Genomic DNA, 25,224 nt, shown 5'->3' with positions numbered 1-25,224 from the left:
CGGTCGCGGGCGCGCGAGACTGATTTCCCTTGACGGCACTTGCAGTAAAGTCGAGGATTAATCCTTAAGGTTGTCAGGAGGAACGCTGCTCAGGGGTCAAAGACCGCGTTAAGATTGAGGTAACGGTACTTCACGGTGACCAAAGCCTCTCGCGGCGAGCAGTCACGCTTTCATCTCGAATCGGTGGCTGGATATGCCCGATACCGTCCGTTCGCTCACTACCTCCGGATTGACGCCGAAGAAGCAGGTCCAGTGTTGGACAGATGCACTGACCGATCTATGCGGCCGGTTTGATGTCGACCCGATGGACGCGTCCACGCTCGAGGCACGGGTCAATTATACCACCGTCTCGCGGCTGAAACTCTGCCAGATCGAGGTGAGCCAGCACCGTATCGCGCATGTCAATGCGCGCTCGAAACTGAGCGACCATCCCTACATCAAGATCCTGTTCCAGACCCATGGCACCTCCTATTTCGAGCAGGATGGCCGCCATTTCGAGCTCGTTCCCGGCGATTGCCTCGCCTATGACGTTTCCAGCCCGCACACCATCATCAGCCCGTCGCTGACGCGGCATGAGGTCGTGATCGTGCCGAAGGCGCTGTTGCAGGAGCGTGGTTTCCGTTCGGCACGGATGCCGGCCTGCAAGCTCTCCGCCCGCAGCGGCACCGGCCGCATCGCCTACGATTTCGTGCATGCGGCCTTTTCCGAGGCGAGCCGGCTGTCTCCCTACAATGCGATGGGCGTCGCCGATTCGTTGATCGATCTGTTGCTGTTGCCGCTGCGTGAAGCCGAGACGACGTTCAACCATGGCGGTGCGGAGGCGACCTATATCCGAGCCCAGTTCTTCATCCGCGAACACCTGCGCGATCCGGATCTCTGCATCGACCAGATCTCGACCGCGCTAGGCTGCACCAAGCGCTATCTCCACATGCTGTTCAGCGAGCGCGGCATGACCGTGAGCGACTATATTTGGCGCGCCCGGCTGCAGCATTGCCGCGAGGAATTGGAAGCGCAGCCCGGCAAGACGATCACGGACGTCGCGTTCTCCTGGGGCTTTTCCAGCTCTTCGCATTTCAGCCGCGTGTTCCGGAAGTATTTCGGCATCGTGCCGTCAGCCGTCCACCGGCAGCAGCAGGCCGGCTCCGCCGCGGAGTTTTCGGCGACTTCGGACTAGATCATAAAGCGCGCCGTGGGCGGCCGGCGTGCGCTCTGCCATCCATGCAAGCTTCTCTGCTGCCCTTGTCGTAGAGGCTCTGCCAAGGGAGATGAGAGATGAAATTGCGTGGTCTTTTTGTCTTGATTTTAGCCGCTGCGGTGTTTTCGGCCCCGGCTCTGGCCGCTCCGAAGCGCGCCGACCCGATCAAGACGTTCGACACCGACAATGATGGCACTCTCGATCTGGCCGAGGTGAAGAAGGCGGCATCGGCGCTGTTTGCCAAACTGGACGGGGATCATGACGGCACGCTCGATGCGCGAGAATTGCGCGGCCGCCTCAGCGCCAAGGAATTGGCGGCTGCCGATCCTGACCATGACGGAACGCTGACGCAGGATGAATATCTTGCGGTCGTGGAGCAGCGCTTCAACGCGGCCAATCCGGACAAGGATGGAACGCTTGACGCCAAGGAACTGCAGTCGCCCGCCGGTCGCGCCCTGCTGCGGCTATTGCGATAGGATGACAGGGTCTTGAGCATGGCCTTTTCGGAAAACCGGTTTGCACTTTTCCGGACCATGCTCTCTAGCTGGCAGGCCCGTGCGAGCAGGCTGCGGGCCGCGGCCTGGAGCCGCGCTTGTCGGGCGGCACATTGCAATTGTCGATCCGCTGCTCGTCCATCCATTTCTTGCCGAGCCGTTCCTTGCCGGTCAGCGTCGCCGGCATCTGCGTCTGCCCGGGCTGGCGCCGTTCCTCGGCGGCGGCTGGCGATGCAACAGCGATCATGATGAATGGAACGAGTAAGAGGCGGGATGACGTTCTCATGCGAGGCCTCGAAAAGCGCTTGCAACTGATGCGGCGTGAACGGCGGCAGTGAACAGCATCGGATTTCACCTCGCCACCCGGAACCTGGGACGCGTGCTTCGGTTCTTCCGTGATCCCGGCGTGCAGGGGCACGCGCCGATTCGAGAAGGAGACGAGACATGAGCACAAGACGCACCATCTTTGCGGGTTGCTCCATCCTGGTGCTGAGCGCCGGCGCCGCGCTGGCAGGTCCCTGCAATACCCAAGGCCAAAGCGCCAATAAGGATGCGGGTTCTGGCCCGGCATCGACCAGCAGCCAGACCACAACGGGCATGGCGAGCGACAAGGAGCATCCGCCGACCAGCACGATGAATAGGGCCACCGGAGATGTCGCCACATCCTCGCAGGATGTGCAGCGGCAGATGCAGGGCGAGCCCACGGCAGCACAGCAAGCCGAAGGAAAGAAGTCCGAAGGCCAGATGGCGAACAAGGACAACGATTGCTGAGCGCGTTGCTCTTGAACGGCGTCACGCCTCACGCTGTGTCGTGCGATCGATCGTTGAAGCACTCGCGTGCGAGTGTGTGCCCAGCGTGACAGGCTTTGCCCAAGAGGGAACTTGTTTGTCCAGGAGGGAACTATCGGCGCTCAACTGCGGCACAGATGCGCTCGCTGGTCGATCTTGTCCACTTGCGCCACGCGTGAGCTGGCCATAGGTTCGACCTTGGCGTGAACCTCGCGCCAAGCCATTTGGGAGGATCGAATGAGCTGGAAGACTCCGAAGATCGTCGAAGTGCAGGTCGGCATGGAAATCAACATGTACGCCTGCGCGTCACGCAAGTAAGCGTCAAGCGCCTGCCCGGCTCGCGCAGCGCTATCTGCGCAAGCCGAGGCAGGCGAATTCGTCAGGCTCACATTTGTTGGGCTCTGTGTGAGACGCCCTTAAACTTCCTTCGTATCGAAAATGTAGAGATCGGCGCCGCCATCGGCAAAGTTGGCGAGATCCGCGCCTGCCGCCTTTCCTTCCGCCGATCCCATGCCTGCCTTCAGCGCGTCGAGCGAGTCGAAATACAGCGTTGCCGCAAGGTGGACGTTGCTCTCGCCCGCTGGCGTCCTGAGCGGAGCCGTGCTGATGTCGTATTTCTTCAGTCCCGGGATCTTCTTGGCCAGCGGAATGTGCACCGATGCGTAATACTTGTCGAAGGCCTCGGCGTTTTTCGGCGTTTTATAAAGTACCAGAACTCGTGCCATTCGGTTTATTCTCCCTGAAGCGATTGTTCTTCCGCGGGCCCTTCCCGGGTCTTGCATTGCAGCCGAAATGGTCCTTGCAATCAAGCTTCCAATCGCTGCCGCTCGACAGGACGTTGTGATAGGAATGTTCTTGTCGGCGCTGCTGATGCTTTCGATTCGCTCTCGGGACTGAGATGTCTTTTCGCACAACGATGCTCCGGGCGGCTGCCGTGTGCTTTTTCGCACTGCTTGCTGCCGTCGGTGCGCGTGCCGAGGAAATCGATACCGAGCATCTGTTTGGCTTCCTGATCGGCACCGACATCGGGCGTGTCGGCGAGCGTGAATTCCAGACCGAGACCACGGGAAGCTTTTCCAGGAATGGTGGCAGCTATCGTGCGGTTACCCAGGAGTTCGAACTCGAATTCGTGCCGGCCCGCGACATTCGCATCGAGCTTGGCGGCGCCTTTGTGGCGCACCAGATCTACGGCATTCCCGGCTTTGAAGATCGGCGTCAATTGACCTGGCAAGGTCTTTCTTTGGATGTCCGTTACCGATTTCTCGACCGCGAGACGGCGCCGTTCGGCCTGACCCTCGCAGTGGAAAGCCACTCCGACCGGATCGACGAGACCACAGCCGATCGCATCCGCAATTTCGGCACTGAATTGAGGTTGGCGTTCGATCGCGAGTTGGTACCGAACTTCCTGATCGCGGCACTCAATTTCATCTATCAGCCGGAATGGACGCGTTTTCTTGCCTCGCGCGCTGCGGAACAGGAGGCGACGGTTGGCGCGGCCGTGGGGCTGATGGCGCAGATCAGGCCCGGCGTTTTCGTTGGCGGCGAGGCGCGCTATCTCCGCCATTATGACGGGATCGGGCTGAACGAGTTCGAGGGGCAGGCCTTGTTCATCGGTCCGGTCGCCTATCTCCAGCTCTCGGAACGTGCGCGGCTGACCGCGGCCTGGAGCGTGCAGGCCTGGGGGCGTCCTGCCGGATCGGCTGTGGCGCTCGATCTGGTCAATTTCGAGCGCCATCAGGCGCGGCTTGTGTTTGGCATGAATTTCTAGGAACCTCCCGCAGTGGTTCCGGCTTTCACGGTGAGGCGAAACCTGGCCTCGCCGCCCACGTAGCTTGCTGTGCTGTTACTTCACCGAAGCACCAGGGATTTGAGGCATGAATCCGATCGATCTCATCGTGACCGTCTGTGCCGTGCTGTCGCCCGCCACCTGCGAGGAGACCCATCTGGTGTTCTCCTTCAACGGTTCGCTGCGGCAATGTGCGATGGCGGCTCCGCCCTACATTGCGCAATGGGTCGGCGAGCATCCGAAGTGGACCGCGGTCAAATGGCGCTGCGAATATCCGCACAGCAATGATCGAGCGGAAAAGACGGCGGCTCCGATCGCGGGCTGAGCCTATTTGTTGCAGTCCTTCAGATCCTTGTCAGAGATCGAGAACACCGCGTCGGCCTTGATCTCGATGTCGCGGACGAAGCACTGCCTGGCGCCGGCATAACTCACCTTGGCGTCGTAGCGTCCGGGCTCGACGCCCACGAGGCGCAGCCGCTCGTCGTGGTCGACCTCCTTGTCCTTGTCATTCAGGGTCTGATTGGGCCCCCAATCGTTCTTTCCGACCGGCGAAAGTTGGAAGCCGGAGATGGTCGACGTCGTGAGATTCCAGAGCCTGATGCCTTTACCTTTGGTCTGCGCGCTGAGTTCGCTGGGCAGTGCGACCAGCAGGAGGGCGACAGCAATCAATCGGCGCGGCATCGTGAGCTCCCAATCTTTTCTCGATATGATTTTCTCAATATGAAGACCACGTCTTATATCTTTGCAAGCCGCCGCCGCACCAGGTCGGCCTTGATGTGGTTGATCTCGGCAGCGCTCCGTCGCGCGCGCGGTGTCGGGATCAGCACTTCCTGCAGAATCCTGGCCGGCCGCGCCGACAGCAGGAACAGCCGGTCGCCAAGGTAAACGGCATCGTCGAGATTATGCGTGACCAGCAGCGTCATCATCGAGCGGCTTTCCACCAGCGTTGCGATCTGCTCGCGCAGGTGAGCGGCGAGCGCATCGTCGAGTGAAGCCAGTGGCTCGTCGAGAATGAGGAAATCGGGCTCGATCGCGAAGGCTCGCGCAAGCGCGACGCGGCGCGCGAGACCAAGCGAGAGCTCGCCGGGGAAATGACTGCGATGCTCCGTCAGTTCCAGGATGGCGAACAGTTCCGAGAGCCGTTTCTCGTCAATATGTGGCGCAGCGAGCCGGATATTGTCCTCGACCGACCGCCACGGCAAAAGCCGCGGCTCCTGAAACACCATCCCGAGCCGCGCCGCTGTTGGACGCGAGACCTTTCCCTGATAGTCGTGGTCGAGGCCGGCCAGGATCTTCAGCATTGTGCTCTTGCCGCAGCCGGAGGGGCCGACGAACACGCCGACTTCGCCGGCGTGAAGCGAGAAGTTGACGCCCGCGAGCACGTCGTGTCGCTCGCCCGCCGCACTCTCGAAATGCTTACCGGTGATGTCGACCTCAAGCTGCACGGGGCCGCCACCGGGATGCGCGAAGTTCGAATGGCTGTACCAGCACCGTCTCGATCACCAGTACGACCGCGGCAAAGGTCAGCGAATAGGCGAGCAGCAGCGGAATATCGAACAACTGAAAGGCGACGCCGATCTCGAAGCCGACGCCGTTCGGACGTCCGAGATATTCCGCAACCAGCACGATCTTCCAGACCAGCGAGAGCCCCGATCGCGCGGCAGCCGCGATATAGGGCCCAAGCTGCGGCAGGATCACGTGCCGGAACGCTCTTCCGCGCGGGATCGCGAACACGCTTGCCATCTCGTCCAGCGAGCGGTCGAGCGCCCGCGCGCCCTCGCGCAGCGTAACGACCGCGGTCGGAAGCTTGTTGACGGCGATCGCCGCAATCGCGGCGACCTCGGTGAGCCCCGCCCAGATATAGGCGAGCACGATGACGACAAGTGCGGGCAGATTGAGCAGCAGGATCAGCCAGGGATCGCCGATCCTGTCGGCGAGCTTGACCCGGCCCATCAGGTAGCCGATGGCGGCGCCCAGCGCCATCGCGAGCGTGAAGGACAAGGCGACTCGCGCCAGCGTAACGCCGAGATTGATGAACAGCGCGCCGGATGCCGCTTCTCTTAGGATCACCGCCAGCACCGCCGGCGGCGCCGGGAGCTTCACGTCACCGGTCAGGAGCGCTGCGAGCCACCACGTCGCAAGGAACAGGAGGAAGGAGAGAAGGCGCACCACGGCTCAATCTCCCGGAATCGCGTGATAGAACGTGCCGGGGTCAAGCTCGGTTGCCGATCCCACCAGCTCGCTGCCGCCGATCTTGGCGAGCACCCGGTAGAGCACCCGCGCGTCGGCCTCTTCGTCCGCGATCGGGCGGCGCGGAATGCCTTCGCGATAGCGGTCGCGATAGGCGTGCAGCGTTGCGGCGTCCGGGGCACCGGTCAGGGGCGCGATCTTCTCCCATTCGTCGTCGGACTTCGTGAGGATCTCCTTGGCAGCACGGGTCATCGTGATGAAACGCTCGACCGCATCCCGGTTCGCGTTGGCCCAGCCTTCGTCGAAGACATAGCCGACCATCGCGATGCGACCCTTGGCGCCGAGTTTCGGCAGGATGTCCTCGATGCCGGCGACGCGGCGAAAGCCCTTGGCTTCCAGCGCGGCGCAGAAATTCCAGTAATTGACGACGGCATCGACCTCGCCGCCTGCCGCCTTGGCCACGAGCAGCGGCGGCGCGCCATAGACGATGGTCGCCGCCGACTTCAGGTCGAGACCGTCCTGCTTCAGCGACGCCTGCAGCAGCAGCCAACTCTTGTCGATCGGTCCGCCGGCAACGGCAAGCTTGCGCCCCCGGAGATCGGTGAGCGAACGGATCGGCGAGGAGTTCGGCACCATCACTGCGCCCAGCGCGCTCGAATAGGGATAGAAGGCGAGCTTGGCGCCGAGCGTCCGCTCGCGAGACACCCACAGCCAATCGGAGACCATGACGTCGGCATTGCCGGCGCGGAGCGCGATCTTGCCCGCCTCCGGGCTTGCGAGCTCGGTGGCCTCGATCGCAAGATTGGCCTTCTTGTCGAGGCCATACGCGCGGATCACCGCCAGTTCCCAGGCAAAGGTGCCGGTTTTCTGCACTGCAACGCGGATCGTGTCTGCGCCGAAGCAGGCGGCGAACGGCGTTACCGCAAGAACCGCGGCGGCCGCCAGCGTGCGAATGATGGCACTCATTTTGTTGAGCCGTTTCCTCGAACGTGTTCTTTTCTATCGCGTAGTCATAGCATAGCTTGCGCCATTGAAAGCGAGAGGATCGTCATGACGATTGCGGGACCGGTACGACCTATTGTCGCCGCTTTGATCGTATTCGCGGCAACCGCGGCGATCGCGCGCGGCGAGGAGGTCAACGATTATCCGACCGCCGCCCGCGCGGAATACGTGTTCGGCTGCCTGAAGGCGAATGGCGAGACACGGCACGCCATCGAGCAATGCTCGTGCTCGATCGACGTGGTCGCATCGCTGATTCCCTATGACCGCTATGTCACCGCTGAGACGGTGCTCAGCCTGTCCCAGGTGAGGGGCGATATGGGCTCGCCCTTCCGCACGTCCGAACAGGCGGCCAATGCCCTCAACGATCTCCGCCGCGCCCAGGCCGAAGCAGAAGTCAGGTGCTTCTGAAACCCTTCAACTATCCGAATCGATCTTCCATTCGTGCTCGAACACGTGGCCGTCGGTGTCCTTGGCCTCGGCGCGGAAACGCTTGGCGCCATTCGAGACATAGGTGAAGCGGATATTGGGGTCCTCGGAGATCGAGATTCCGCCTTCCATCTTCAGCACCAGGCTGTCGTCCTGCCAGAGCTGCAGCCGGTCGACATAGAAGGCGGGAATATAGAGCTGCGTCACCTGGTCCATCTGCAGGCCGGAATTGTTGGGATGGCCGATCATGACCTGCGCCTCCCGGGCTCCGCTTGTGGAGCCTTCACCAGCTTTCGAAAGCTGCCGATATCGGATCTGACCGAGCCTGGCCTTGGCCTCCTCGGCGTTCTTGAGCGCAGGTGCGGCGCAGCCGCCGGACGCCTTTACGTAAGTCTTCACCACATAGAGCTTGCCGTCGGTGAGTTCGGCTACGGCATGGACGTCGGTGTAGTTGTTGATGCGCACGCGGGTCGAGATTTCCGTGACGTTGGCGTCCGGCCCAAGCGCGAACTTGGCCGCCATCGGCGCCGGGTTCTGGTCGATGACGAGGGTGATCGTCCGCACGCGGCGGGTGTCGTCGGGCGCGAGCTTGCTGCGCAGCGTCACCGGCACGATGGCGGCATCCTCCGCACGAGCCGGCATCTCGAGCGCGATCACGTTGCTGCCGTCGCTCATCGGGCGATTGTTGAAGATGTCCTGGACCAGGCCGGGCCAGGGATCGTAGGCCTCCGCGCTCACCGCGGGCGCAAGGCGCGCGCCAAACGCGATGATGCCCAGGAGGCCAGCGATATAGACGAGACGGAAAGGTGCTCCGGACATGGTCGTTCTCCCCGCGGCGACGATGGAAGCAACGCCTGTACTATATGGCCTCGCCAAACCTATTCCCACTCCAATTGCGAAAATGCTGCAGTTGCGTTCCGGGCGTTATAGTCGTCGAACAGTTTCCAGCGCGGCCGCTCCGATGCCGCGGCACTTTCGGCGGCAGCGGTGATCGGCTTGCCCTTTGCGATCAGCGCGCGCACGTCGGCTGCCAGCGTCTCGAGATAGTGGCGCTCATCGGCCAGCGCTGCCGGCCATTCGCTCACGGGCCCGTGACCGGGAACCACGCGCTGCGCGGGCAGGGCGGTAAGTTCACCGAGAATGGCGAGCCAGCCTTTGATGCTGCCGTCCACGACCGGGATATGGGTGATGAATACGAGATCGCCGGCGAACAAGGTCCGGGTGTTCTCATCGAGCACGGTGAGGTCGTTATCGCTATGCGCGGTCGGCCATGCCCTTAGTGTAAGCGATCGTCCACCGAGATCGAGCGCGAGGCTGCCATCGACGAGCGTCGTGGGCGGCACGATGCGCACGTCATCCATCAGTTTCGCGCCCATCGTCCGGCGGAACGCCTCGAGATAGAACTGGCCGCGCGCGGTCAGCGCGTCGGGAAGCTTCTTGTGGCCCACGAAAACGGTTCCATCACCGGCAAACGCCGCGTTGCCGAAGGCATGATCGGGATGGGCGTGGGTGTTGATGACATAGCGGACCGGCTTGTCGGTGCGGGCGCGGATGGCGGCCAACAGTCGCCCTCCCTCGCGGACGCTGCCGCCGGTATCGATCACGGCAACGGCGCTGTCGCCGATGACGAATCCGACATTGGCGATGGCGCCTTCGTTCTCGCCGGTCATCAGGGCGATCTCGCCGTTATGCACGAATATTCCCGGCGCGACTTCGCTCACAGGCAATTCTTGCTCCTGCGCCCGCGCTAGGGTCGATAGGCAGAGTGCAGCGACAAGCGCGATCAGCGAGACGATGCGAGCCATGTTTCCGCCCAAGTTCATGCGCGAAGCGACATCGGCCGTTTCGCACTCACGTCACGCCTGTTTGCGCTGCAGCACGCCGGCGAGATCATCACGAATCTGTTGCACGCCGTGACGCGCCGGGCAATCTATGGTTAGCCCCAAACAAGAAAGAGGAGGAAGCGCGATGGCGGGTGCCGGACAATATCGCCGCTTGTTGCCGGCGCTGCTTGCGATCGCCACGATGGCAATCGGGTATGGTGCCGCTCGCGCGCAGACCAATGAAAGCGGCGATCTCTCGATCGAATTGATCGATCCCAAGGTTCTGCGCGTCTGTGCCGACCCACGGAACCTGCCGTTCTCCAACGAGAAGGGCGAAGGCTTTGAGAACAAGCTCGCCGAGCTGTTTGCTCAGAAACTGCAGAAGAAGCTTGAGTTCACCTATTTTCCGCAGGCGACCGGCTTCGTGCGGATGACGCTCGGCTCGCATCGCTGCGACGTCATCATGGGCTTCCCGCAGGGCGACGAGCTGGCCCAGAGCACCAATCCCTATTATCGCACCGCCTATGCACTGGTCACGAAGCAAGGCAGCGGCCTCGACGATGTGACCACGCTCGAGGACGAGCGGCTGAAGGGCAAGCATATCGGCATCGTCGCCGGCACGCCGCCCGGCACCAATATGGCCGCGGCCGGCCTGATGGCGACTGCAAAACCCTATCCATTGATGATCGATACGCGCATCGACTCTTCCGCAGAAGCGATGATGAAAGATCTTGCCAAGGGCGAGATCGATGCCGGCGTGTTGTGGGGGCCGATGGCCGGCTTCTATGCCAAGGAGGCTAATCCGCCGCTGCACGTTACGCCGCTGGTGAAGGAGACGACGGGCCCAAAGCTCATCTATCGGATCGGCATGGGCGTGCGCCCGGCTGACCAGAACTGGAAACGCCAGCTCAACCGCCTGATCCAGGAGAACCAGGGCGAGATCAACAAGATCCTGCTCGACTACGGCGTGCCGCTCCTGGACGAGAACGATCGGCCGATCGGCCCGGACACGGCGGCGAAATCGCCATGAGGCGGTGGCTCACGAGCCTGGTCGTTGCCGCCGCGTCGCTCGTCGCGGCCCATGCGCAGCCGCAGGTCCCTGAGCCGCAAGACTACCGCACCGAAAATTACCGGGCGCCGGTGCCGGCGACGCTCGCCGGCGCCCGCGTGCTCTCGACCGCGGAAGCGGAGGCGATCTGGCGCGACAAGACCGGCGCCTTCGTCGATGTGCTACCGCGTCCGCCTAAGCCCGCCAACCTGCCCGAAGGCACGGTGTGGCGCGACAAGCCGCGACACAACATCCCCGGCAGCATCTGGCTGCCCGACACCGGCTACGGAAAACTCGCTGACGTCACCGAAGACTATCTTCGCCACGGCCTTGAGCGCGCCTCGGATGGCAACAAGGCGGCGCTGCTCGTGATCTATTGCCAGGAAAATTGCTGGATGTCGTGGAATGCAGCCAGGCGCGCGCAAACTTACGGCTATTCCAACATCGCCTGGTATCCCCTGGGATCCGATGGATGGGAGCGCGCAGGCCTACCACTCGTCGAAGCCAAGCCGGAGCCGCGGACGGGTGAAGAGAAATAACCCTGCGACCACTTCACTCAGGCGAAGCTGAACCTCGGCCGCGAGGGCCGAGGCTCAGTGCGGTGACACTACTGCTTCTTCAGGTCGGTGATGGTCTTGGTGCTGCCGCCTTCGGAGGCGGAGAAGTTCACCTTGTCGCCGGCGTGGAAGGGTTCAAGCTTGTTGGTATCAGTCACCTTGAACTCCTGGATCGCGCCACTGCCTGCGCCGACCGTGCCGCTCTGCGTTTGCTGGATCGAGATGGTGCTATTCAGCCGGTCGATCTTGGTGATGGTTCCCGTCATGTTTTGTTGAGCCGAAGCCGCGGTTGCAAAGATTCCGAGGGCCGTCGCGCCCGCCAAGATGATCGTCGTTGTTCTCATCAAAACTCTCCGGGTTTCGAGATGGCTTGAGCGACAAGACGCTGGAATCACGTTTGGTTCCGGCATTTAGTCGGCGGAACCGGACAAAAGGTGAGCTGTACTGACCTTTTCGCGCCGGAACCGGCGCTACTCCATCTCTTGCTGGATCGTACGGCCAAGCGCGAACAGGCGCTGGTCGATCGTTGTCGGTACTTCGCAGACAAATCTGACCACACGTTGGCGGTCCTCGAAGATCCGTGTTTCCCACAGGAGCTGGTTGCTGAGTTCGTCGATCTTGGCCTGATCGGGCGAGGACGCGTTCTGCAGCGCCTGCAGCGCGAGCGTATCGGCGCGGACCTTCTCGGCCGCCTCGCGTTGCTTGCGCGTCACCCGCTCGATGCCGTTCATGACCGAGGAACGCTGGGCGTTGAGCGAATCGAACAAGCCGGCGAACAGCAGCTTGCCGGCGGTGGTCTTGTCGGACGCGGAAGCCGCAAGGAAGTCAGTGATCGCCTTTTGGGCATCATCAAGCGGCGTGCGCCGCGCGGCCAGCTTCTCGACCAGCACGCTGATCTTGGGGTCCTCTTTCCATTTGTTCTGGACGTCGTCGAGCGACGGTCCCGCCCAGACCGCCGCGAGCGAAATCTCCGGCACTTTGGCCTGCGCGCAGGGCCAGTCGGGATAGCGCGGATCCGCGGCGCGCGCGATCCCGAGCGACGCCGCGATGGCAAGCAATGTTCCGATCGCAATCCGCCCGATCATGTCTCCCCTCCCGCAGGCCCGCGCCGCGCCAAACCACGCGAGGGATCATAGGCCAGGATCGCGCCGATCATGAACACCGCCGTGCAGCCGGCGACGACGCCGAGCGAAATCCAGTTGATCTGGCCATACAGCGCAAAGCGGATCAATTCGACCGCGTGGGTGAATGGATTGAACTGGCAGACATAGTAAAGCATCGGGCTGCCTTCCTGCACGCGCCACAGCGGATACAGCGCGGATGAGGCAAAGAACATCGGAAAGATCACGAAGTTCATGACGCCGGCAAAATTCTCGAGCTGCTTGATCCCCGAGGAGATCAGCATGCCGAGCGCCCCCAACATCAGCCCTGATAGCACCAGCGCCGGCAGCACGGTGAGATAGTCGATCGGCGGCGGCGTGATGTCCCAGAGCCATGCGATGACGAGGAAGGCATAGACCTGCAACAGCGACACCGCGGTGCCCGCCAGCAATTTGCAGAACAAAAGATAGCCGCGCGGCAGCGGGCTCACCAGCAGCGTGCGCATATTGCCCATCTCGCGGTCATAGACCATCGAGAGCGAGGATTGCATGCCGTTGAAAAGCTGGATCATCGCCATCAGTCCCGGCGCGATATAGACCTCGTAGAGGATGTAGGTCTCGTAGGGCGGAATGATCGAGATGCCCAGCACCTGGCGGAAGCCGGCGGCGAAGATGAACAGCCATACCAGCGGCCTGACCAGCGCCGAGACGAAGCGTTCGCGCTGATGCAGAAAGCGTAGCGCCTCGCGCCACACAATGCCGTTCAGGCAGGTGAGGTATTCGCCGAACGAAAAGCCGCGCCGTGACGGCGTGACGGTGATGGAGCTCATGATGCCTCGCTCCCGGCTTTCCCTGCAGCCCCGGTCAGGCGCATGAAGGCGGTGTTGATGTCCTGCGCGCCAGTGTCCGCGATCACGCGTGAGACCTGGCCGCGCGCCAGCACCTTGCCCTGGTGCAGCACCACGAGGTCATCGCTTGCCATGATCTCGTCGAACAAATGCGTGGCCCAGAGCACGCCGATGCCTTGCTCGGAGACGAGCTGTCGGACGTGGTTAAGGATGTCTGAACGGGCCTTGACGTCGAGGCCGACCGTCGCCTCGTCCAGCAGCAACAGGCGCGGCCGGTGCAGCAGTGCACGCGCGATCTCCAGCCGGCGCATCTGGCCGCCGGAGAGATCGCGCACCTTGCTGCCGGCGCGGTCGGAGAGCGCGATACGCGCCAGCACCTCGCCTGAGCGCAGCCGCGCCTCGCGCCGGCCGATGCCGTGCAGGGCGGCGTGATAGAGCAGGTTCTGCGTCACCGAGAGATCGAGGTCGAGCGTGCGCGGCTGGAATACGACGCCGAGCAGCCGCAGCGCCTCGCCCGGCGCGCGGCTGATGTCGTGGCCGAAAATGCCGATGCGACCTGCCTGGATGCCGAACAATCGGGTGATCAGCGAGAACAGCGTGCTCTTGCCGGCGCCGTTCAGGCCGAGCAGGGCCGTGAAGCTCGCCGGCGCGACCTCAAAGCTCACATCGATCAGCGCGCGGCGCGCGCCATAGGAATGGCTGACGCCTTCGATCGACAGAGCGGCAACGCCGGCAGGATCGTGCCGGGCCGACATGTCCGGCGATGATTTGTCAGCGATGGGTATCTCGGCTGCTGTCATTGCGGTGCAATCGTAACGCCCCAGGGAAGTTCGCCGACCTGGATGGTCTTGATCACCTTTTGCGCGGCGACGTCGATGACGGAGACGTCGTTGGACACGCCATTGGTCACCAGCAGGTATTTCTCGTCCGGCGTGAACGCCATGTGCCAGACCCGCTGCCCGACCAGGAGATATTTGATCACCTTGTGATTGACGGCGTCGACCACCGCGATGCGGTTGGCGGGGCCGAGCGCGACGAAGGCGGTCTTGTCGTCCTTGGTCATGCCGATCCCGACCGGCTGGATCGCCTCGCTGCGTAGGCCGGGAATGTTGAAGGTGACCTTGCCAGTCACCACGTGCTTGACGGGATCGACGATCGACACCGTGCCGCCGATCTCGGACGAGACCCACAATTCCGAGCCGTCATGCTTGAACTCGGCAAAGCGCGGCCGGGCGTCGACTAGCACGTTGGCGACGATCTGGCGCGTCGACGTGTCGATGAAATGCGCCATGTTGGTGGTCTCGGAGGTGTTGATCAGGATCTTGCCATCCGGGCTGATCGTCATGCCCTCCGGCTCGACGCCGACCTGGACGTCGCCGATGCGGGCGCGCTTCTCGAGATCGATCACGGTCACCGTGTTGTCGTTCTCATTGGCGACATACATGATCTTGCCCGCGGCATCCTGGGTGAACAGTTCCGGATCGGGACCGGACGGCAGGGTATCAACCACCTCCTGCTTCTTGGCGTCGATCACCTGGATGGTATCGTCGTCGCCGACCGCGACCATCACGAACTTGCCGTCGCGGCTGAACTCGATGCCGCGCGGGCGTTGGCCAACCTTGATGGTCTTTGTCACCGTCCAGCTATCGGTGTCGATCACGGAGACGGTGTTGCCCTTCTCGTTCGAGACGTAAGCCATGAAGGCGGAAGCGGGGGCGGCGGCCGTGAGCCAAAGGACCGTTCCGGAAAGCAGACAGCGGCGCAACATGCGCGATCTCTCCCTCATTGCAGCTTGCATTTCGTCTCGGGACGGTCGACGCCGAGCGTGTCGAGCTCGGAGACCTGGTGCAGGAAGCCTTCCTGCGGCGACACCGAGACGACCATGCGCCCATCGACCAGAAGAATCGGCTGGCGAAGCTGCAGGTTCCAGTCGCGCAGCGTCAGCCGCGTGCCCTTGAACGCCGCCACCGAGAAATCCGGTCCCTTGAGGAAAGCAAGCAGCTTCTTCGGGTCGCCCGAGTTCGTGCGCGAGGCGGCTTCGCCGATCATGCGCGCGGCGGTCCAGGCCTGCATGTCGAGCGCCGTCATGCGCCGCGAATTCAGTTTCACAAAGCGGTTCTGGATCTGGACCGCGCCCCACTGATCCTGCGCTGCGTCCCAGCTCGTCGGCACGAGCCCGGCCGAGCCCGCGACCGGCCGCGGGTCCCAGGTGCGATAGGGCAGATAGGACGCGAAGACCTCGCTTTCATCAGCGGCAACCAGCACGTCATAGGCCGGAATCTGCTGGGTGAAGACCGGCATCTGCCGCTGGATCAGCGTCACCCCGCTGTCGGTGCGGCGGGCGCCGCCGGTGTCCTCGAAGATCTTCTCCTGCACGATCTTGGCGCCGAACCGCGTCGCCGCGCGGCGCAGCGCATCGGCATAGAGCTTGTCCTTCTCGTGTGAGCCGACCACGAGGAACCAGCGCTTCCATTGCTTCCACACCAGATATTGCGCCAGCGCATCCGCCAGCATCGAGCGCGTCGGCGCGACGTGGATCACGTTGGCGCGGCAGTCCTGCTCACGCAGCCGGTCGTCGATCGCGCCAGCGTTCAAGAGCACTGTGCCGCGATCGCGCAGTGCGTCCGCCGCCTGCAGCAGCGCATCCGGTGGAAGATCGGCGATGATGAAGCCATTGCGATCGGCGAGCGCAGTCGCGGCCTTCGCTGCGTCCTCGCCTTCCTTGAGACGGGCCTCTTCCAGGTTAAAGCGCTGGTTGAGGAATTTTCCGGTGGTGTTGTTGTCCTCGACCGCAAGCCGCGCGCCGGCGATGCCGTCATTCTCGGCGGGCTGCTCGACCAGCGACAGTGTCTGCTGCACGCCGGCGCGGCCAAGATAGCCGATGCCGATCTCGATCGGCTCGGTGGCACGCACGGGCATTGCCATTGCGATCAGACCGATTGCGGCGACCAGCCATCGGACCATGTTTCCTCCGAACGCCTCCTCGCCTTGACCGGCGATGGAGCTACTTGTGGGCTGCAAGATGACTGAATTGTCCTGGCTTGCAACCCCGCATTTTGTCGTTGCGACGTCCTCGATTCCGCCCGATCACGATCATGAGAGCGCGGTCTGCCGTCGCGGCAATGATGTCGAATGCCGCCGTACCTGTGGCCGCAATGGAGATGGTTCAGGCCGTGAGCCGCGCGGCGTGCCAGCGCAAGTGATCGCTCATGAAGGTGGAGATGAAATAATAGCTATGATCGTAGCCTTCCTGGCGTCGGAGCAGGAGCGGGATATTTGCCTGCGCGCAGGCCTGTTGCAGCAGTTCCGGGCGAAGCTGTTCAGCAAGGAAGGAGTCGGCATCGCCGACGTCCACCAAGAGGTCGGAAAACCGCGCGCCGTCCTCGATCAGCGCCACCGTGTCGTGCTTGCGCCAAGCGCTTCTGTCATCGCCGAGATAGCCGCCGAGCGCCTTGATGCCCCAGGGCACCTGTGACGGCGCAACGATCGGCGCAAACGCGCTCGCGGCGCGATAGCGGTTCGGATGACGCAGCGCCACCGTCAGCGCGCCATGGCCGCCCATGGAGTGGCCCATGATCGACTGCCGCACGGGATCGACCGGGAAGTTTGCCGCGACCACCTGCGGCAATTCCTGCGTCACATAGCTCCACATCCGGTAGTTCTGCGCAAACGGCTCCTGCGTGGCGTCGACATAGAAACCGGCGCCAAGCCCGAAGTCATAGGCGCCGGCGGGATCCCCGGGTACGCCCTCGCCGCGCGGGCTGGTGTCGGGCGCCACGAAGATCAGGCCGAGATCGGCGCAGGTGTCGCGGTATTCGCCCTTCTCGGTGACATTGGCATGGGTGCAGGTCAGGCCGGAGAGATAGTACACCACCGGCAGCTTCGCGCCCGCCGGATGCGGGGGGACATAAACCGAAAAGGTCATGTCGGTCTTGGTTTCGCGGCTGGCATGCTTGTACACGCCCTGGATGCCGCCATGGGATTTGTTGGTCGAAACGGTCTGAATCGTCATCTCCAGCACTCCGGCGCTTTTCTATGTCTGCGCATAATCTTTTCGGAAAACCGCTGCCTGCAATTCCGCATCATGCGTGCGCGATCTTCAGGCGACGCCGCTCTCGATCGCCAACCGCACCAGTTCGGCTGAGGTGCGCACGCCCAGTTTCTGGCGCATGATCGAGGAGGTGTTGGCGACGGTCTTGTAGGAAGAATGAACCAGCCAGGCGATCTCGGAGAGCGTCTTGCCGGCACTCAATAGGCGCAGGATCTCCATCTCGCGCGGATTGAGCTTCGACAGCGGGCTCTGCGCCGCGGCGGGGCCGGCAAAGGCCACGCGCCGCGCGATCGCGGGCGGCAGATAGACGCCGCCATTGCCGACTTCGCGGATCGCCTCGACGAGATCGTTGGGATCGCCAGTCTTCGCCACATAACCCTTGGCGCCAATCTCGATGGCGCGGGCGGCGAACACCGGATCGTCGTTCATGCTGAACATGATGATGCGCGCCGAGTCGTCCCGCGCCAGCATCCGCCGCGCCAGTTCGAAGCCGGAGACGGTCGGCAAGTTGATGTCGACCACGGAGATGTCGGGACGTTCGGCGACAAAGACGCGCTCGCCGCTTTCCGCGTCGCATGCCTCAAGCAATTCGATCTCCGGCTCGTCGGCGAACACGGTGCGGCAGCCGGAAGCGACGATCGGATGGTCGTCAACGATCAGCACGCGCATGCTTGAAGTCCCGGATAGCTGCGTCAGTCCGTTGCTGCACCGCATCAGAATGCACGAGCGCGGCTCGCCCGCAGGCTGGCTCATGCATCTCCAGCGCGATTGCTGTACCCTTCGATTAGACAGACGCGGTATTTGTCTGTCAACGCTCCTCTTGATTGAGGAACCGAACGCGGGTGATCGTGGGCAAAGGCGATGTGGCAGAAACTTTCCTTGCGCGGGCGGATCAACCTGCTGCTGGCGCTCGTCCTCGCGCTCGGTCTCGCCATCAACATCGCCCGGCTTGTCGTCGAGGCAGGGCCCCGGGTCCAGGCCGAGGACCAGAGCGTCATTCGTTTGGCGCGGGAATTCGTGACCACGATCGTTGCCGGATTGAACGAGGCGCCGGATCCTGACGCCCGGCTCGACCAGATCGTTCGCGATCTGAGCCGGCTGCGTCACGTCAGCATCATGCGGCAGGACGGCGCGACCGCAAAGTCCGGGCAGGACGAGGCGACCGAGAGCCGCGAGGAAGCGCGATCGCCGCCGGCCTGGTTCGTCGCGCTCGTCCATCCGGAGACAACGTCCGTTAGCGTGCCGATCTCGATCCGCGGCAAATCGGAATCGCTCGTGATCACCTCGCATCCGAATGACGAGATGGCGGAGATCTGGGACGGCATCGTCACCCAGCTCGCGATCGGTTCCGCGATCGTCGTCGTGCTTTTCCTGATCATCAGAAGCGTTGTCGGCCGTGCGCTGGCGCCGCTCGAAGAGCTGTCGCAAGCCATGGCGAAGATCGAGGCCGGGCAATACGATGTTCGGGTGACGCCGGGCGGCGCGCCGGAGCTGGCTGCGATCTGTGGCCAGCTCAACCACCTCGCGACCACGCTCGGCGAGGCGATCGAGGACAAGCGGCAGCTTGCCGAACGCGCGTTTTCGCTGCAGGACCGCGAGCGCAAGGAGATCGCGCGCGAATTGCACGACGAACTCGGCCCGCATTTGTTCGCGCTGCGCGCTCACGCAAGCGCGTTGATGCGGCTACCTGATGCGCGCGAGGCAAGTCCGGACCAGGTGCGAAAGCACGGCGGGGCGATGCTGGAGCAGGTCAATGCGCTGCAGCAGTTCACGCGCCGGATATTGGAGAAGCTGCGGCCGATCGGGCTCGCTGAGCTCGGACTTCACGAGGCGCTCTCTGCCCTGTTCCGCCTGTGGAAGGAATCGCATCCGGAGGTCGCGATCGAAACAACCATTTCTCCTTCCCTCGGCGAGACCGGGGAGACGGCCGATCTCACGATCTACCGCGTCGTCCAGGAAGCGCTGACCAATGCCTTCCGCCATGCCGGTGCGACCGCGGTCACGGTCACGGTCGAGCCGGCGGAGCAGCCGGACAGCGTGCGGGGAAATCGCTGTTGCGCGCGGGTGCGGGTCCGCGACAACGGCCGTGGCCTCAGCCCCGATCACCAGTTCGGCTTCGGCCTCACCGGCATGCGCGAACGCCTGTTGGCATTGGGCGGCTCGCTGACGGTTTCGTCGTCTGATGGCGTGACGGTGGAGGCGCTGGTTCCTACGGGTGCGCGCGCCTAGTTCCATGAGATGAGGTCGAATTGTATCCGCCAAGGGTGCTGCACTTCACCTCTCCCATAGGGAGAGGTGAACTTGCGGCCAGGCCGATTCAACCTAATGACATCATACTGTAGCTGGTTGTGCCGCCCCAGACGACGTGAGACCTACACGACGTGAAAGTTGGACACTGAATCGTTTGCGAGCTGGGCGACAAGGTGCAGCTCCCAATCGATATAGGCCTGCATCGCGGCCGCCGCATTGTCTGTCCCCTCATACGGGCGCTTGTAGACATCATCAGGGTGCGAGATCCAGGAATGCCGGTCCCGCTCCAGCGGCTGATTGCTGCCGGTCCAGGCGCGCGTTCCGCCTTTCAGCACGGCTACTTTGCGCTGCGTCGAAGCGGTCGCATCCGCAAGCGCGAACAGGGCCTCGTCGCCGTCGGCGCTGGTGAGAACGATCGCTCCTTCGCCGGGCAGCCGCGGCAAATCCTCGGTGAAGCGCGAGGCCAGCACGAAATGAGCGCCGGGGATATGGCCCGCGGCATAAGCGGGGCTGCGCGCGAGATCAATGACGGTCCAGCTATCGGGGTTTGCGATCAGGTCCGCCACGTCGATCGTTGGGACCGAGGCTGCCGGCACGGGACGGCGCGGTGGCCGAGTGCCGGCCTCGGTCGCCCCCATCACCTCCGGCCCGACGATGTGAGCCTCCCAGCCCATCTGGATCAACCAGGATGCGGCCATGCGTGCGCGAACGCCGTCGTCATCGAACAGCACGAGCCGCGATCCGCGCACGGTAACCCATTCGTCCGTCGCCTGCACGAGCTGCCCGCCAGGTGCGGAGGCGAAGCCGGGCGGATGTCCGCGCTCGTATTCCTCCGGCGTCCGCACATCGAGCAGATAGAGCGTACGTTCATTCGCCTGCGCAACAAAGCGATCGAATGTGGTGCGGTCGAGGGCCGGAACACCAACGCGCTCGGCCCATTGCGTCGCGCTGGCTAGTGCTGTGGAATAAGTCGCTTCGGGGCGCTCCAGGAACCGGTCGGTCCTGTCACGTTCGACCTGATGTCCGGCCAAGGTCCAGCCGATCGTGCCGTTTCGCAGCGCGAAGATTTTGTTGGGAAGCCCGGCATTGATCAGCGACTGCGTGCCGATGATGCTGCGCGTCCGGCCGGCGCAATTGACGATGATGGTGGTGCCGGGCGCAGGCGCGATTTCCCTTGCGCGAAACGCGAGCTCACCGCCGGGAACGCTGACGCCGCGCGGAATGCTCATGGTCCGGTATTCCTCGAACCGGCGGGCGTCGAGCACGACCAGATCGGGCTCGGTCTCGATCAGGGCCTTGACCTCGTCCGCCGACAGGGAAGGTGTGTGGCGGATCGCCTCGACGAGCTCGCCGAACGCCTTGCTCGGCACATTGACGTCGCGAAAGACCTCGCCGACCGCCCGATAAGCTCCGAGGCCGCCGTCCAGGATCGAGACATCCGTATAGCCGAGCGCTGAAATGCGTGTCGCCGCCCGCTCGGCATATCCTTCGCCGTCGTCGTACACGACAATGGGGGCGCCAAGCCGCGGGATCAGATCGAGAACACGCAGCTCGATCTGCGAAAGCGGCAGGGAGACGGCGAAGAACGGATGCGCCAGCGAGTAGGGGCCTTCCTCGCGCACGTCGAGCAGCGCCACCTCCTCGCCGGCCCGCCAGCGCCGGCGCAATTCGGTGGGAGCAATGAGTGGCGCCGTATCAGAGCGCTTCGGCGGCGTGCCAGAGATTGGCTTCATTGGTGCATCCAGAGAGGAACTCGTGAGGGTCGGCATATAGCAGATATTGTCGATGGCCGATGGCGCTGGCCGAAGCGGATCGGGAATTTTCCCGAAACTTTCGGGAACACTTGCAGGTAGCGCACTGCGCGTTCTGCACTCTAGTATCGCTCGAATCGGCGACAACGGCCGGACGGTGGGTGGAACGGGTGGTAAATGGCGGGCGTGCGGGTGCTGCTTGTCGCATCGATTGCGACGGGTGTTGTCGTTGTCGTCGGGAACGAGACCGGATTCGCCCAGAGCGGGGGCCAGCAGGTCGAGACATTGCCGCCGGTGGAGGTGACGCCTGCAGACCGCACCAGGCGCGGCCGTCCTACGGCGGCTCCCGTGCGCGCGCGGACAAGAGCGCCAAGGGTCGTTTATGTCCCGACCGCGCCGACGCCGACCTCGGATTCGGCCGCCGCGGTCGAAGCGGACAAGATTCCGGCGGCCGTCAATGTCGTCGACAGCAGGGAAATCGCGCGAACCGATTCGTTCAATATCACGACCGCGCTCGATCAGCGCGTGCCGGGCGTCATCGTCAACGAGGTCGCCGGCAATCCCTTCCAGCCTGATGTCCAATTCCGCGGCTTCGTGGCGTCTCCGGTGGCAGGCACGCCGCAGGGCCTTGCGGTCTACCAGAACGGGGTACGGATCAACGAAGCCTTCGGTGACACGGTCAACTGGGACCTGATTCCAACCAGTGCGGTCAGGTCCATCGATGTTGTGACCAACAATCCAGCCTTCGGTCTCAACGCGCTGGGCGGCGCAGTCGTCGTCCAGATGAAGGACGGCTTTTCCTATCAGGGCGCCGAGATCAACACCATGGGCGGCTCGTTCGGCCGCATCCAGGGCGCGGCGCAATGGGGCAAGCAGATCGACAATTTTGCCGTTTATGGCGCGCTGGAAGGTCTGCACGACAACGGCTTTCGCAACTTCTCTCCTTCCGACGTCCGCCGCTTCTACGGCGACGTCGCCCACAAGAACGACGTCAGCGAATTCCATCTCAATATCGGCCTCGCCGACAACAAGTTCGGCGCGGCGGCCACCGTGCCGGTCGAACTGCTGCAGCGATATTGGGGCGCGACCTACACCACGCCGCAAACCACGGCCAACAAGGTCAGCTACTTCAACCTGACAGGAAAAGTGGAGGCGACCCCGACCTGGACCATCGAGGGCGCCGCGCATCTGCGATTCTACAAGCAGAAGACGCAAGACGGCAATCCGACAGCGACGGAGCCGTGCGAGGCCGATGCAGGGCTACTGTGCTTCAACAGCGATGATGTCCCGGCAAACGGCCTGAACGGCGTCCAGCTCGCCAATCCGTTTCCGGCGGGCGCGGTGCTTGGCGAGAACGACCGCACCACGACGAAATCGACCACGGGAGGCATGCAACTGGCGGCGACGAACACGGATCAACTCTTCGGCCATGACAACCGCTTCACGATCGGTGCCAGCTTCGACACCAGCGTCTCGAACTTCACCGCGAGTGCGGAGCTCGGCACCATTGGCCCGAACTACGTCGTCAGCGGCAGCGGCATCTTTCTCGGCCAGTCCGGCGATCCCGTCTCGATCGGCCCGGTCTCGCTGCGCACCACCAATCAGTATACCGGCATCTATGCGCTCGACACCTTCGACGTCACGAATGCGTTCTCGATCACGGCGGGCGGCCGCTACAACGATGCGCGCATCAGGCTTGAGGACCAGATCGGCACCGCCCTGAACGGCTACAGCATCTATGACCGCTTCAACCCGATCATCGGCGGCACCTACAAGATCACACCGGAGCTGACCGGCTATGCCGGCTACTCCGAAGCCAATCGCGCGCCGACGCCGCTGGAGCTGGGCTGCGCCGATCCCGCGCGCCCCTGCATTGTTGGCGCCTTCCTGGTCTCCGATCCGCCACTGCAGCAGGTGGTGTCGCGCACCGTCGAGGCCGGCCTGCGCGGCACCAAGGAATTGAACATCGGCACGCTGTCCTGGAAGGTCGGCGGCTTCCGCACCACCAACAACAACGACATTCTCGCGATCCCAAGCCCGGTGCTGCAGGGCTTCGGCTATTTCCAGAATGTCGGTTCGACGCGACGACAGGGCGTCGAGGCCGAAATCCAGGTGAAATCATCCGCGCTGCAGATGTATGCGAGCTATGCCTTCATCGACGCGCGGTTTCTGGATGCGCTGCAGGTCGGCTCCAACAGTCCCTTCGCCGATGAAAACGGCAATGTGCAGATCCTGCCCGGCAACCAGGTTCCTGCGGTTCCTCGCCATCGCATCAAGGCCGGCTTCGACTATGCGCTCACCGATCAGTTCAAGGTCGGCGCGGACGCGATCTACGTCAGCGGCCAGTATTTTGTCGGCGACGATTCCAACCAGGCGCCGAAGCTGGCGTCCTACGCGGTGTTCAATGCCCATGCCTCCTACCAGCTCACCAAGAACGTCCAGATCTATGGTCGTATCGATAACCTGCTCGACAGCCGATATGCGACCTTCGGCACCTTCTTCGAGACGGACCAGGCGCCCAATTTCGCCGCCGGCGGGGTGCCGTTCACCGACCCGCGCTCGGTCAGCCCGGCACGGCCGCGCGCCTTCTATGCAGGAGTTCGGGCGACGTTCTAACCCCAATACCTGTAGGCGGCCCAGCCAAGCGCCAGCGCGGCACTGATCCAGACGAGGATGATGACAGCCATCGCGGCACGGCTCGCGGGAGGCGAGGCTTCGCTCGCCCTGGCGCGGCACTCGATCATGATCTCCTTCGGAACCAGCGAGATCACGAGCCAGATCCCGAGCGGCACCAGCACGAGATCGTCGAGATAGCCGATCACCGGAATGAAGTCGGGAATGAGGTCGATCGGCGAGAGCGCATATCCCGCAACCGCAATGGCGAGTAGCTTCGCGTACCACGGCACCCGCGGGTCGCGGGCGGCCAGATAGACAGCGCGACTGTCGCGCTTGAGCGTGCGCACCCAGGTTTTGATGGCCTCCAGCATCTGCTCTCTTTCCACCTCTCCAAGTGCGGGCCGTTCGTAGCGGGAGCGCAGCGTAACCTACCGCCTCCTGGGCGCCAAACTCCGCCGTCATTGCGAGCGAAGCGAAGCAATCCACGCCTCCACGCGTAGCGCTATGGATTGCTTCGCTCCGCTCGCAATGACGATGTGGAGGCAATGGGTGCGACAAATCAACCCGACGGGCAAATCACCAAAAGTCTGTCCAGCCCTCGCGCGAAAAACATTCCACTTTCGCCGTCGGGCAAATCAGCACTATGACTCCGCGCGTCTCACGGCGGATGAGGGGCGGCTCGCGATCGTCACGAACGTTGCGGTGAGATGCGGTGGACGCGGCTGTTGCGCAAGACGAACGCAACATCAGCGGACGGCGAAGTCGTGTGGTCCTGGCGCCCCGACGCCGGCGCTAAGCTTCTTGCGAAGTGACGGTGGCAAAAGAGCCCGGTCACCGGGGAGAGCACGAAGCAAACCGTAACACCATCGCGCAGGGAAAGCCGGAATGCTTCGGTTGAACCTGTGGTCCTACCCCCGTGCTTTTTGTTGCACGGGACCCACGGGTGCAACCAGCACCCGGCTTTCCCTGCGCCCTCTGATATCGAGGAGGGTGAAACGGACGCAAAGCTCGGACGCAAAGCGCCGCGAGAATGCAGATTCACATCCCCTCGCTGTTTGACAATTGAATCAGAACCTTCCTCCCGTCGTCCCGGGCTTGCGCGCCGCGGCGAAGCCTCTTGGCGTAGCCGGGACCGGGACCCATAACCACCGGCCTTTGTGGTGTGCTCCGCTGCAACCGCTTGCTCGCGCCACAACACAACCCTGCGGTTATGGGTCCCCGCTTTCGCGGGGACGACGGAGGGCAAGGCGACTTGCCCGCCGTAGCACGCGACCACTATCGCGAGCGCGGTAGATGCA

29 protein-coding genes are annotated in these 25,224 nt (G+C 63.3%); 11 read left to right on the top strand and 18 right to left on the bottom strand.

Annotation, left to right across the window (positions count from 1 at the left end):
- Positions 1-193: 193 nt before the first annotated feature.
- Entirely contained in the window at positions 194-1,174 is a 981-nt protein-coding gene (locus YY7_RS0107180; protein ID WP_028162645.1) for a helix-turn-helix domain-containing protein, read from the top strand.
- Between the two features lie 98 nt (positions 1,175-1,272).
- On the top strand, positions 1,273-1,671 hold the full coding sequence (locus tag YY7_RS0107175) for an EF-hand domain-containing protein (RefSeq protein ID WP_051396578.1): 399 nt from the start codon (positions 1,273-1,275) through the stop codon (positions 1,669-1,671).
- 64 nt (positions 1,672-1,735) lie between these two features.
- Here the strand turns inward: YY7_RS0107175 and YY7_RS50940 are convergent, their stop codons facing one another.
- A complete protein-coding gene (locus YY7_RS50940; RefSeq protein ID WP_051396577.1) occupies positions 1,736-1,975 on the bottom strand; it encodes a hypothetical protein in 240 nt (79 codons plus the stop codon).
- 158 nt (positions 1,976-2,133) lie between these two features.
- Here YY7_RS50940 and YY7_RS0107165 point away from each other — a divergent pair, with 158 nt between their 5' ends.
- Complete coding sequence (locus tag YY7_RS0107165; protein ID WP_028162642.1) at positions 2,134-2,460, top strand: hypothetical protein; 327 nt, start codon at positions 2,134-2,136, stop codon at positions 2,458-2,460.
- A 255-nt stretch (positions 2,461-2,715) separates the two neighbouring features.
- A complete protein-coding gene (pqqA, locus tag YY7_RS50935; RefSeq protein WP_035689484.1) occupies positions 2,716-2,796 on the top strand; it encodes a pyrroloquinoline quinone precursor peptide PqqA in 81 nt (26 codons plus the stop codon).
- Between the two features lie 98 nt (positions 2,797-2,894).
- Here pqqA and YY7_RS0107155 read toward each other — a convergent pair whose 3' ends face one another.
- The gene (locus YY7_RS0107155; protein ID WP_028162641.1) at positions 2,895-3,203 is read right to left on the bottom strand and encodes an EthD family reductase; all 309 of its coding nucleotides are present in this window, start codon (positions 3,201-3,203) and stop codon (positions 2,895-2,897) included.
- A 209-nt stretch (positions 3,204-3,412) separates the two neighbouring features.
- On the opposite strand from YY7_RS0107155, the gene YY7_RS0107145 reads away from it, so the two are divergent.
- Both YY7_RS0107145 and YY7_RS0107140 read left to right on the top strand, forming a co-directional pair.
- Entirely contained in the window at positions 3,413-4,246 is an 834-nt protein-coding gene (locus YY7_RS0107145) for a hypothetical protein (protein ID WP_028162640.1), read from the top strand.
- Positions 4,247-4,352: 106 nt separating this feature from the next.
- Positions 4,353-4,589, top strand: coding sequence for a hypothetical protein (locus YY7_RS0107140; protein ID WP_028162639.1), 237 nt, complete (start codon positions 4,353-4,355; stop codon positions 4,587-4,589).
- Positions 4,590-4,591: 2 nt separating this feature from the next.
- Here the strand turns inward: YY7_RS0107140 and YY7_RS0107135 are convergent, their stop codons facing one another.
- Genes YY7_RS0107135 through YY7_RS0107120 form a run of 4 tightly spaced genes read right to left on the bottom strand, consistent with a single transcriptional unit; the run spans position 4,592 to position 7,420 of the window.
- Entirely contained in the window at positions 4,592-4,945 is a 354-nt protein-coding gene (locus YY7_RS0107135; RefSeq protein WP_028162638.1) for a hypothetical protein, read from the bottom strand.
- A 53-nt stretch (positions 4,946-4,998) separates the two neighbouring features.
- Entirely contained in the window at positions 4,999-5,709 is a 711-nt protein-coding gene (locus YY7_RS0107130) for an ABC transporter ATP-binding protein (protein ID WP_028162637.1), read from the bottom strand.
- On the bottom strand, positions 5,699-6,436 hold the full coding sequence (locus tag YY7_RS0107125) for an ABC transporter permease (RefSeq protein WP_028162636.1): 738 nt from the start codon (positions 6,434-6,436) through the stop codon (positions 5,699-5,701). The genes YY7_RS0107130 and YY7_RS0107125 overlap by 11 nt, the downstream gene beginning before the upstream one ends.
- Before the next feature lie 3 nt (positions 6,437-6,439).
- Positions 6,440-7,420: an ABC transporter substrate-binding protein gene (locus YY7_RS0107120; RefSeq protein ID WP_028162635.1), complete on the bottom strand. Its 981-nt coding sequence runs from the start codon at positions 7,418-7,420 to the stop codon at positions 6,440-6,442.
- Positions 7,421-7,504: 84 nt separating this feature from the next.
- Here YY7_RS0107120 and YY7_RS0107115 point away from each other — a divergent pair, with 84 nt between their 5' ends.
- On the top strand, positions 7,505-7,864 hold the full coding sequence (locus YY7_RS0107115; RefSeq protein WP_028162634.1) for a hypothetical protein: 360 nt from the start codon (positions 7,505-7,507) through the stop codon (positions 7,862-7,864).
- 6 nt (positions 7,865-7,870) lie between these two features.
- Here YY7_RS0107115 and YY7_RS0107110 read toward each other — a convergent pair whose 3' ends face one another.
- Both YY7_RS0107110 and YY7_RS0107105 read right to left on the bottom strand, forming a co-directional pair.
- Positions 7,871-8,701 (bottom strand): quinoprotein dehydrogenase-associated SoxYZ-like carrier, encoded by an 831-nt coding sequence (locus YY7_RS0107110; protein ID WP_028162633.1) that lies wholly within the window; start codon positions 8,699-8,701, stop codon positions 7,871-7,873.
- 59 nt (positions 8,702-8,760) lie between these two features.
- Positions 8,761-9,687 (bottom strand): quinoprotein relay system zinc metallohydrolase 2, encoded by a 927-nt coding sequence (locus YY7_RS0107105; RefSeq protein ID WP_028162632.1) that lies wholly within the window; start codon positions 9,685-9,687, stop codon positions 8,761-8,763.
- 163 nt (positions 9,688-9,850) lie between these two features.
- On the opposite strand from YY7_RS0107105, the gene YY7_RS0107100 reads away from it, so the two are divergent.
- Both YY7_RS0107100 and YY7_RS0107095 read left to right on the top strand, forming a co-directional pair.
- Positions 9,851-10,735: a substrate-binding domain-containing protein gene (locus YY7_RS0107100; RefSeq protein ID WP_028162631.1), complete on the top strand. Its 885-nt coding sequence runs from the start codon at positions 9,851-9,853 to the stop codon at positions 10,733-10,735.
- On the top strand, positions 10,732-11,292 hold the full coding sequence (locus tag YY7_RS0107095) for a PQQ-dependent catabolism-associated CXXCW motif protein (protein ID WP_028162630.1): 561 nt from the start codon (positions 10,732-10,734) through the stop codon (positions 11,290-11,292). The genes YY7_RS0107100 and YY7_RS0107095 overlap by 4 nt, the downstream gene beginning before the upstream one ends.
- 68 nt (positions 11,293-11,360) lie before the next feature.
- Here the strand turns inward: YY7_RS0107095 and YY7_RS0107090 are convergent, their stop codons facing one another.
- The 8 genes from YY7_RS0107090 to YY7_RS0107055 form a co-directional block, all read right to left on the bottom strand.
- Positions 11,361-11,654, bottom strand: coding sequence for a copper-binding protein (locus YY7_RS0107090; RefSeq protein ID WP_028162629.1), 294 nt, complete (start codon positions 11,652-11,654; stop codon positions 11,361-11,363).
- A 126-nt stretch (positions 11,655-11,780) separates the two neighbouring features.
- Entirely contained in the window at positions 11,781-12,395 is a 615-nt protein-coding gene (locus tag YY7_RS0107085; RefSeq protein ID WP_028162628.1) for a hypothetical protein, read from the bottom strand.
- The gene (locus tag YY7_RS0107080; protein ID WP_028162627.1) at positions 12,392-13,240 is read right to left on the bottom strand and encodes an ABC transporter permease; all 849 of its coding nucleotides are present in this window, start codon (positions 13,238-13,240) and stop codon (positions 12,392-12,394) included. The genes YY7_RS0107085 and YY7_RS0107080 overlap by 4 nt, the downstream gene beginning before the upstream one ends.
- Positions 13,237-14,013 carry an ABC transporter ATP-binding protein gene (locus YY7_RS0107075; RefSeq protein ID WP_051396586.1) on the bottom strand — a complete coding sequence of 259 codons (777 nt, stop codon included), beginning with the start codon at positions 14,011-14,013 and terminating at the stop codon, positions 13,237-13,239. The genes YY7_RS0107080 and YY7_RS0107075 overlap by 4 nt, the downstream gene beginning before the upstream one ends.
- Positions 14,014-14,054: 41 nt before the next feature.
- Entirely contained in the window at positions 14,055-15,026 is a 972-nt protein-coding gene (locus tag YY7_RS0107070; RefSeq protein WP_245287217.1) for a YVTN family beta-propeller repeat protein, read from the bottom strand.
- Positions 15,027-15,040: 14 nt separating this feature from the next.
- Complete coding sequence (locus tag YY7_RS0107065) at positions 15,041-16,222, bottom strand: ABC transporter substrate-binding protein (protein WP_028162624.1); 1,182 nt, start codon at positions 16,220-16,222, stop codon at positions 15,041-15,043.
- A gap of 202 nt (positions 16,223-16,424) precedes the next feature.
- Positions 16,425-17,270, bottom strand: coding sequence for an S-formylglutathione hydrolase (gene fghA, locus YY7_RS0107060; RefSeq protein ID WP_028162623.1), 846 nt, complete (start codon positions 17,268-17,270; stop codon positions 16,425-16,427).
- Between the two features lie 87 nt (positions 17,271-17,357).
- Positions 17,358-17,978: a response regulator gene (locus tag YY7_RS0107055; RefSeq protein WP_028162622.1), complete on the bottom strand. Its 621-nt coding sequence runs from the start codon at positions 17,976-17,978 to the stop codon at positions 17,358-17,360.
- Between the two features lie 192 nt (positions 17,979-18,170).
- Between YY7_RS0107055 and YY7_RS0107050 the strand changes: the two genes are divergently transcribed.
- Complete coding sequence (locus YY7_RS0107050; protein ID WP_028162621.1) at positions 18,171-19,538, top strand: HAMP domain-containing sensor histidine kinase; 1,368 nt, start codon at positions 18,171-18,173, stop codon at positions 19,536-19,538.
- A gap of 143 nt (positions 19,539-19,681) precedes the next feature.
- Here YY7_RS0107050 and YY7_RS0107045 read toward each other — a convergent pair whose 3' ends face one another.
- Complete coding sequence (locus tag YY7_RS0107045; RefSeq protein ID WP_051396576.1) at positions 19,682-21,292, bottom strand: rhodanese-like domain-containing protein; 1,611 nt, start codon at positions 21,290-21,292, stop codon at positions 19,682-19,684.
- A gap of 195 nt (positions 21,293-21,487) precedes the next feature.
- On the opposite strand from YY7_RS0107045, the gene YY7_RS0107040 reads away from it, so the two are divergent.
- Positions 21,488-23,926 (top strand): TonB-dependent receptor, encoded by a 2,439-nt coding sequence (locus tag YY7_RS0107040; protein ID WP_028162619.1) that lies wholly within the window; start codon positions 21,488-21,490, stop codon positions 23,924-23,926.
- Here YY7_RS0107040 and YY7_RS0107035 read toward each other — a convergent pair.
- Positions 23,923-24,297 carry a YkvA family protein gene (locus YY7_RS0107035; protein WP_028162618.1) on the bottom strand — a complete coding sequence of 125 codons (375 nt, stop codon included), beginning with the start codon at positions 24,295-24,297 and terminating at the stop codon, positions 23,923-23,925. The two genes, YY7_RS0107040 and YY7_RS0107035, sit on opposite strands and share 4 nt — an antisense overlap.
- Positions 24,298-25,224: the final 927 nt, after the last annotated feature.

Source organism: Bradyrhizobium elkanii WSM2783 (genome assembly GCF_000472865.1).
GTDB lineage: Bacteria > Pseudomonadota > Alphaproteobacteria > Rhizobiales > Xanthobacteraceae > Bradyrhizobium > Bradyrhizobium elkanii_A.
The sequence above is the reverse complement of the archived record's forward strand: the minus strand, read 5'-3'. Positions and strand labels throughout refer to the sequence as shown.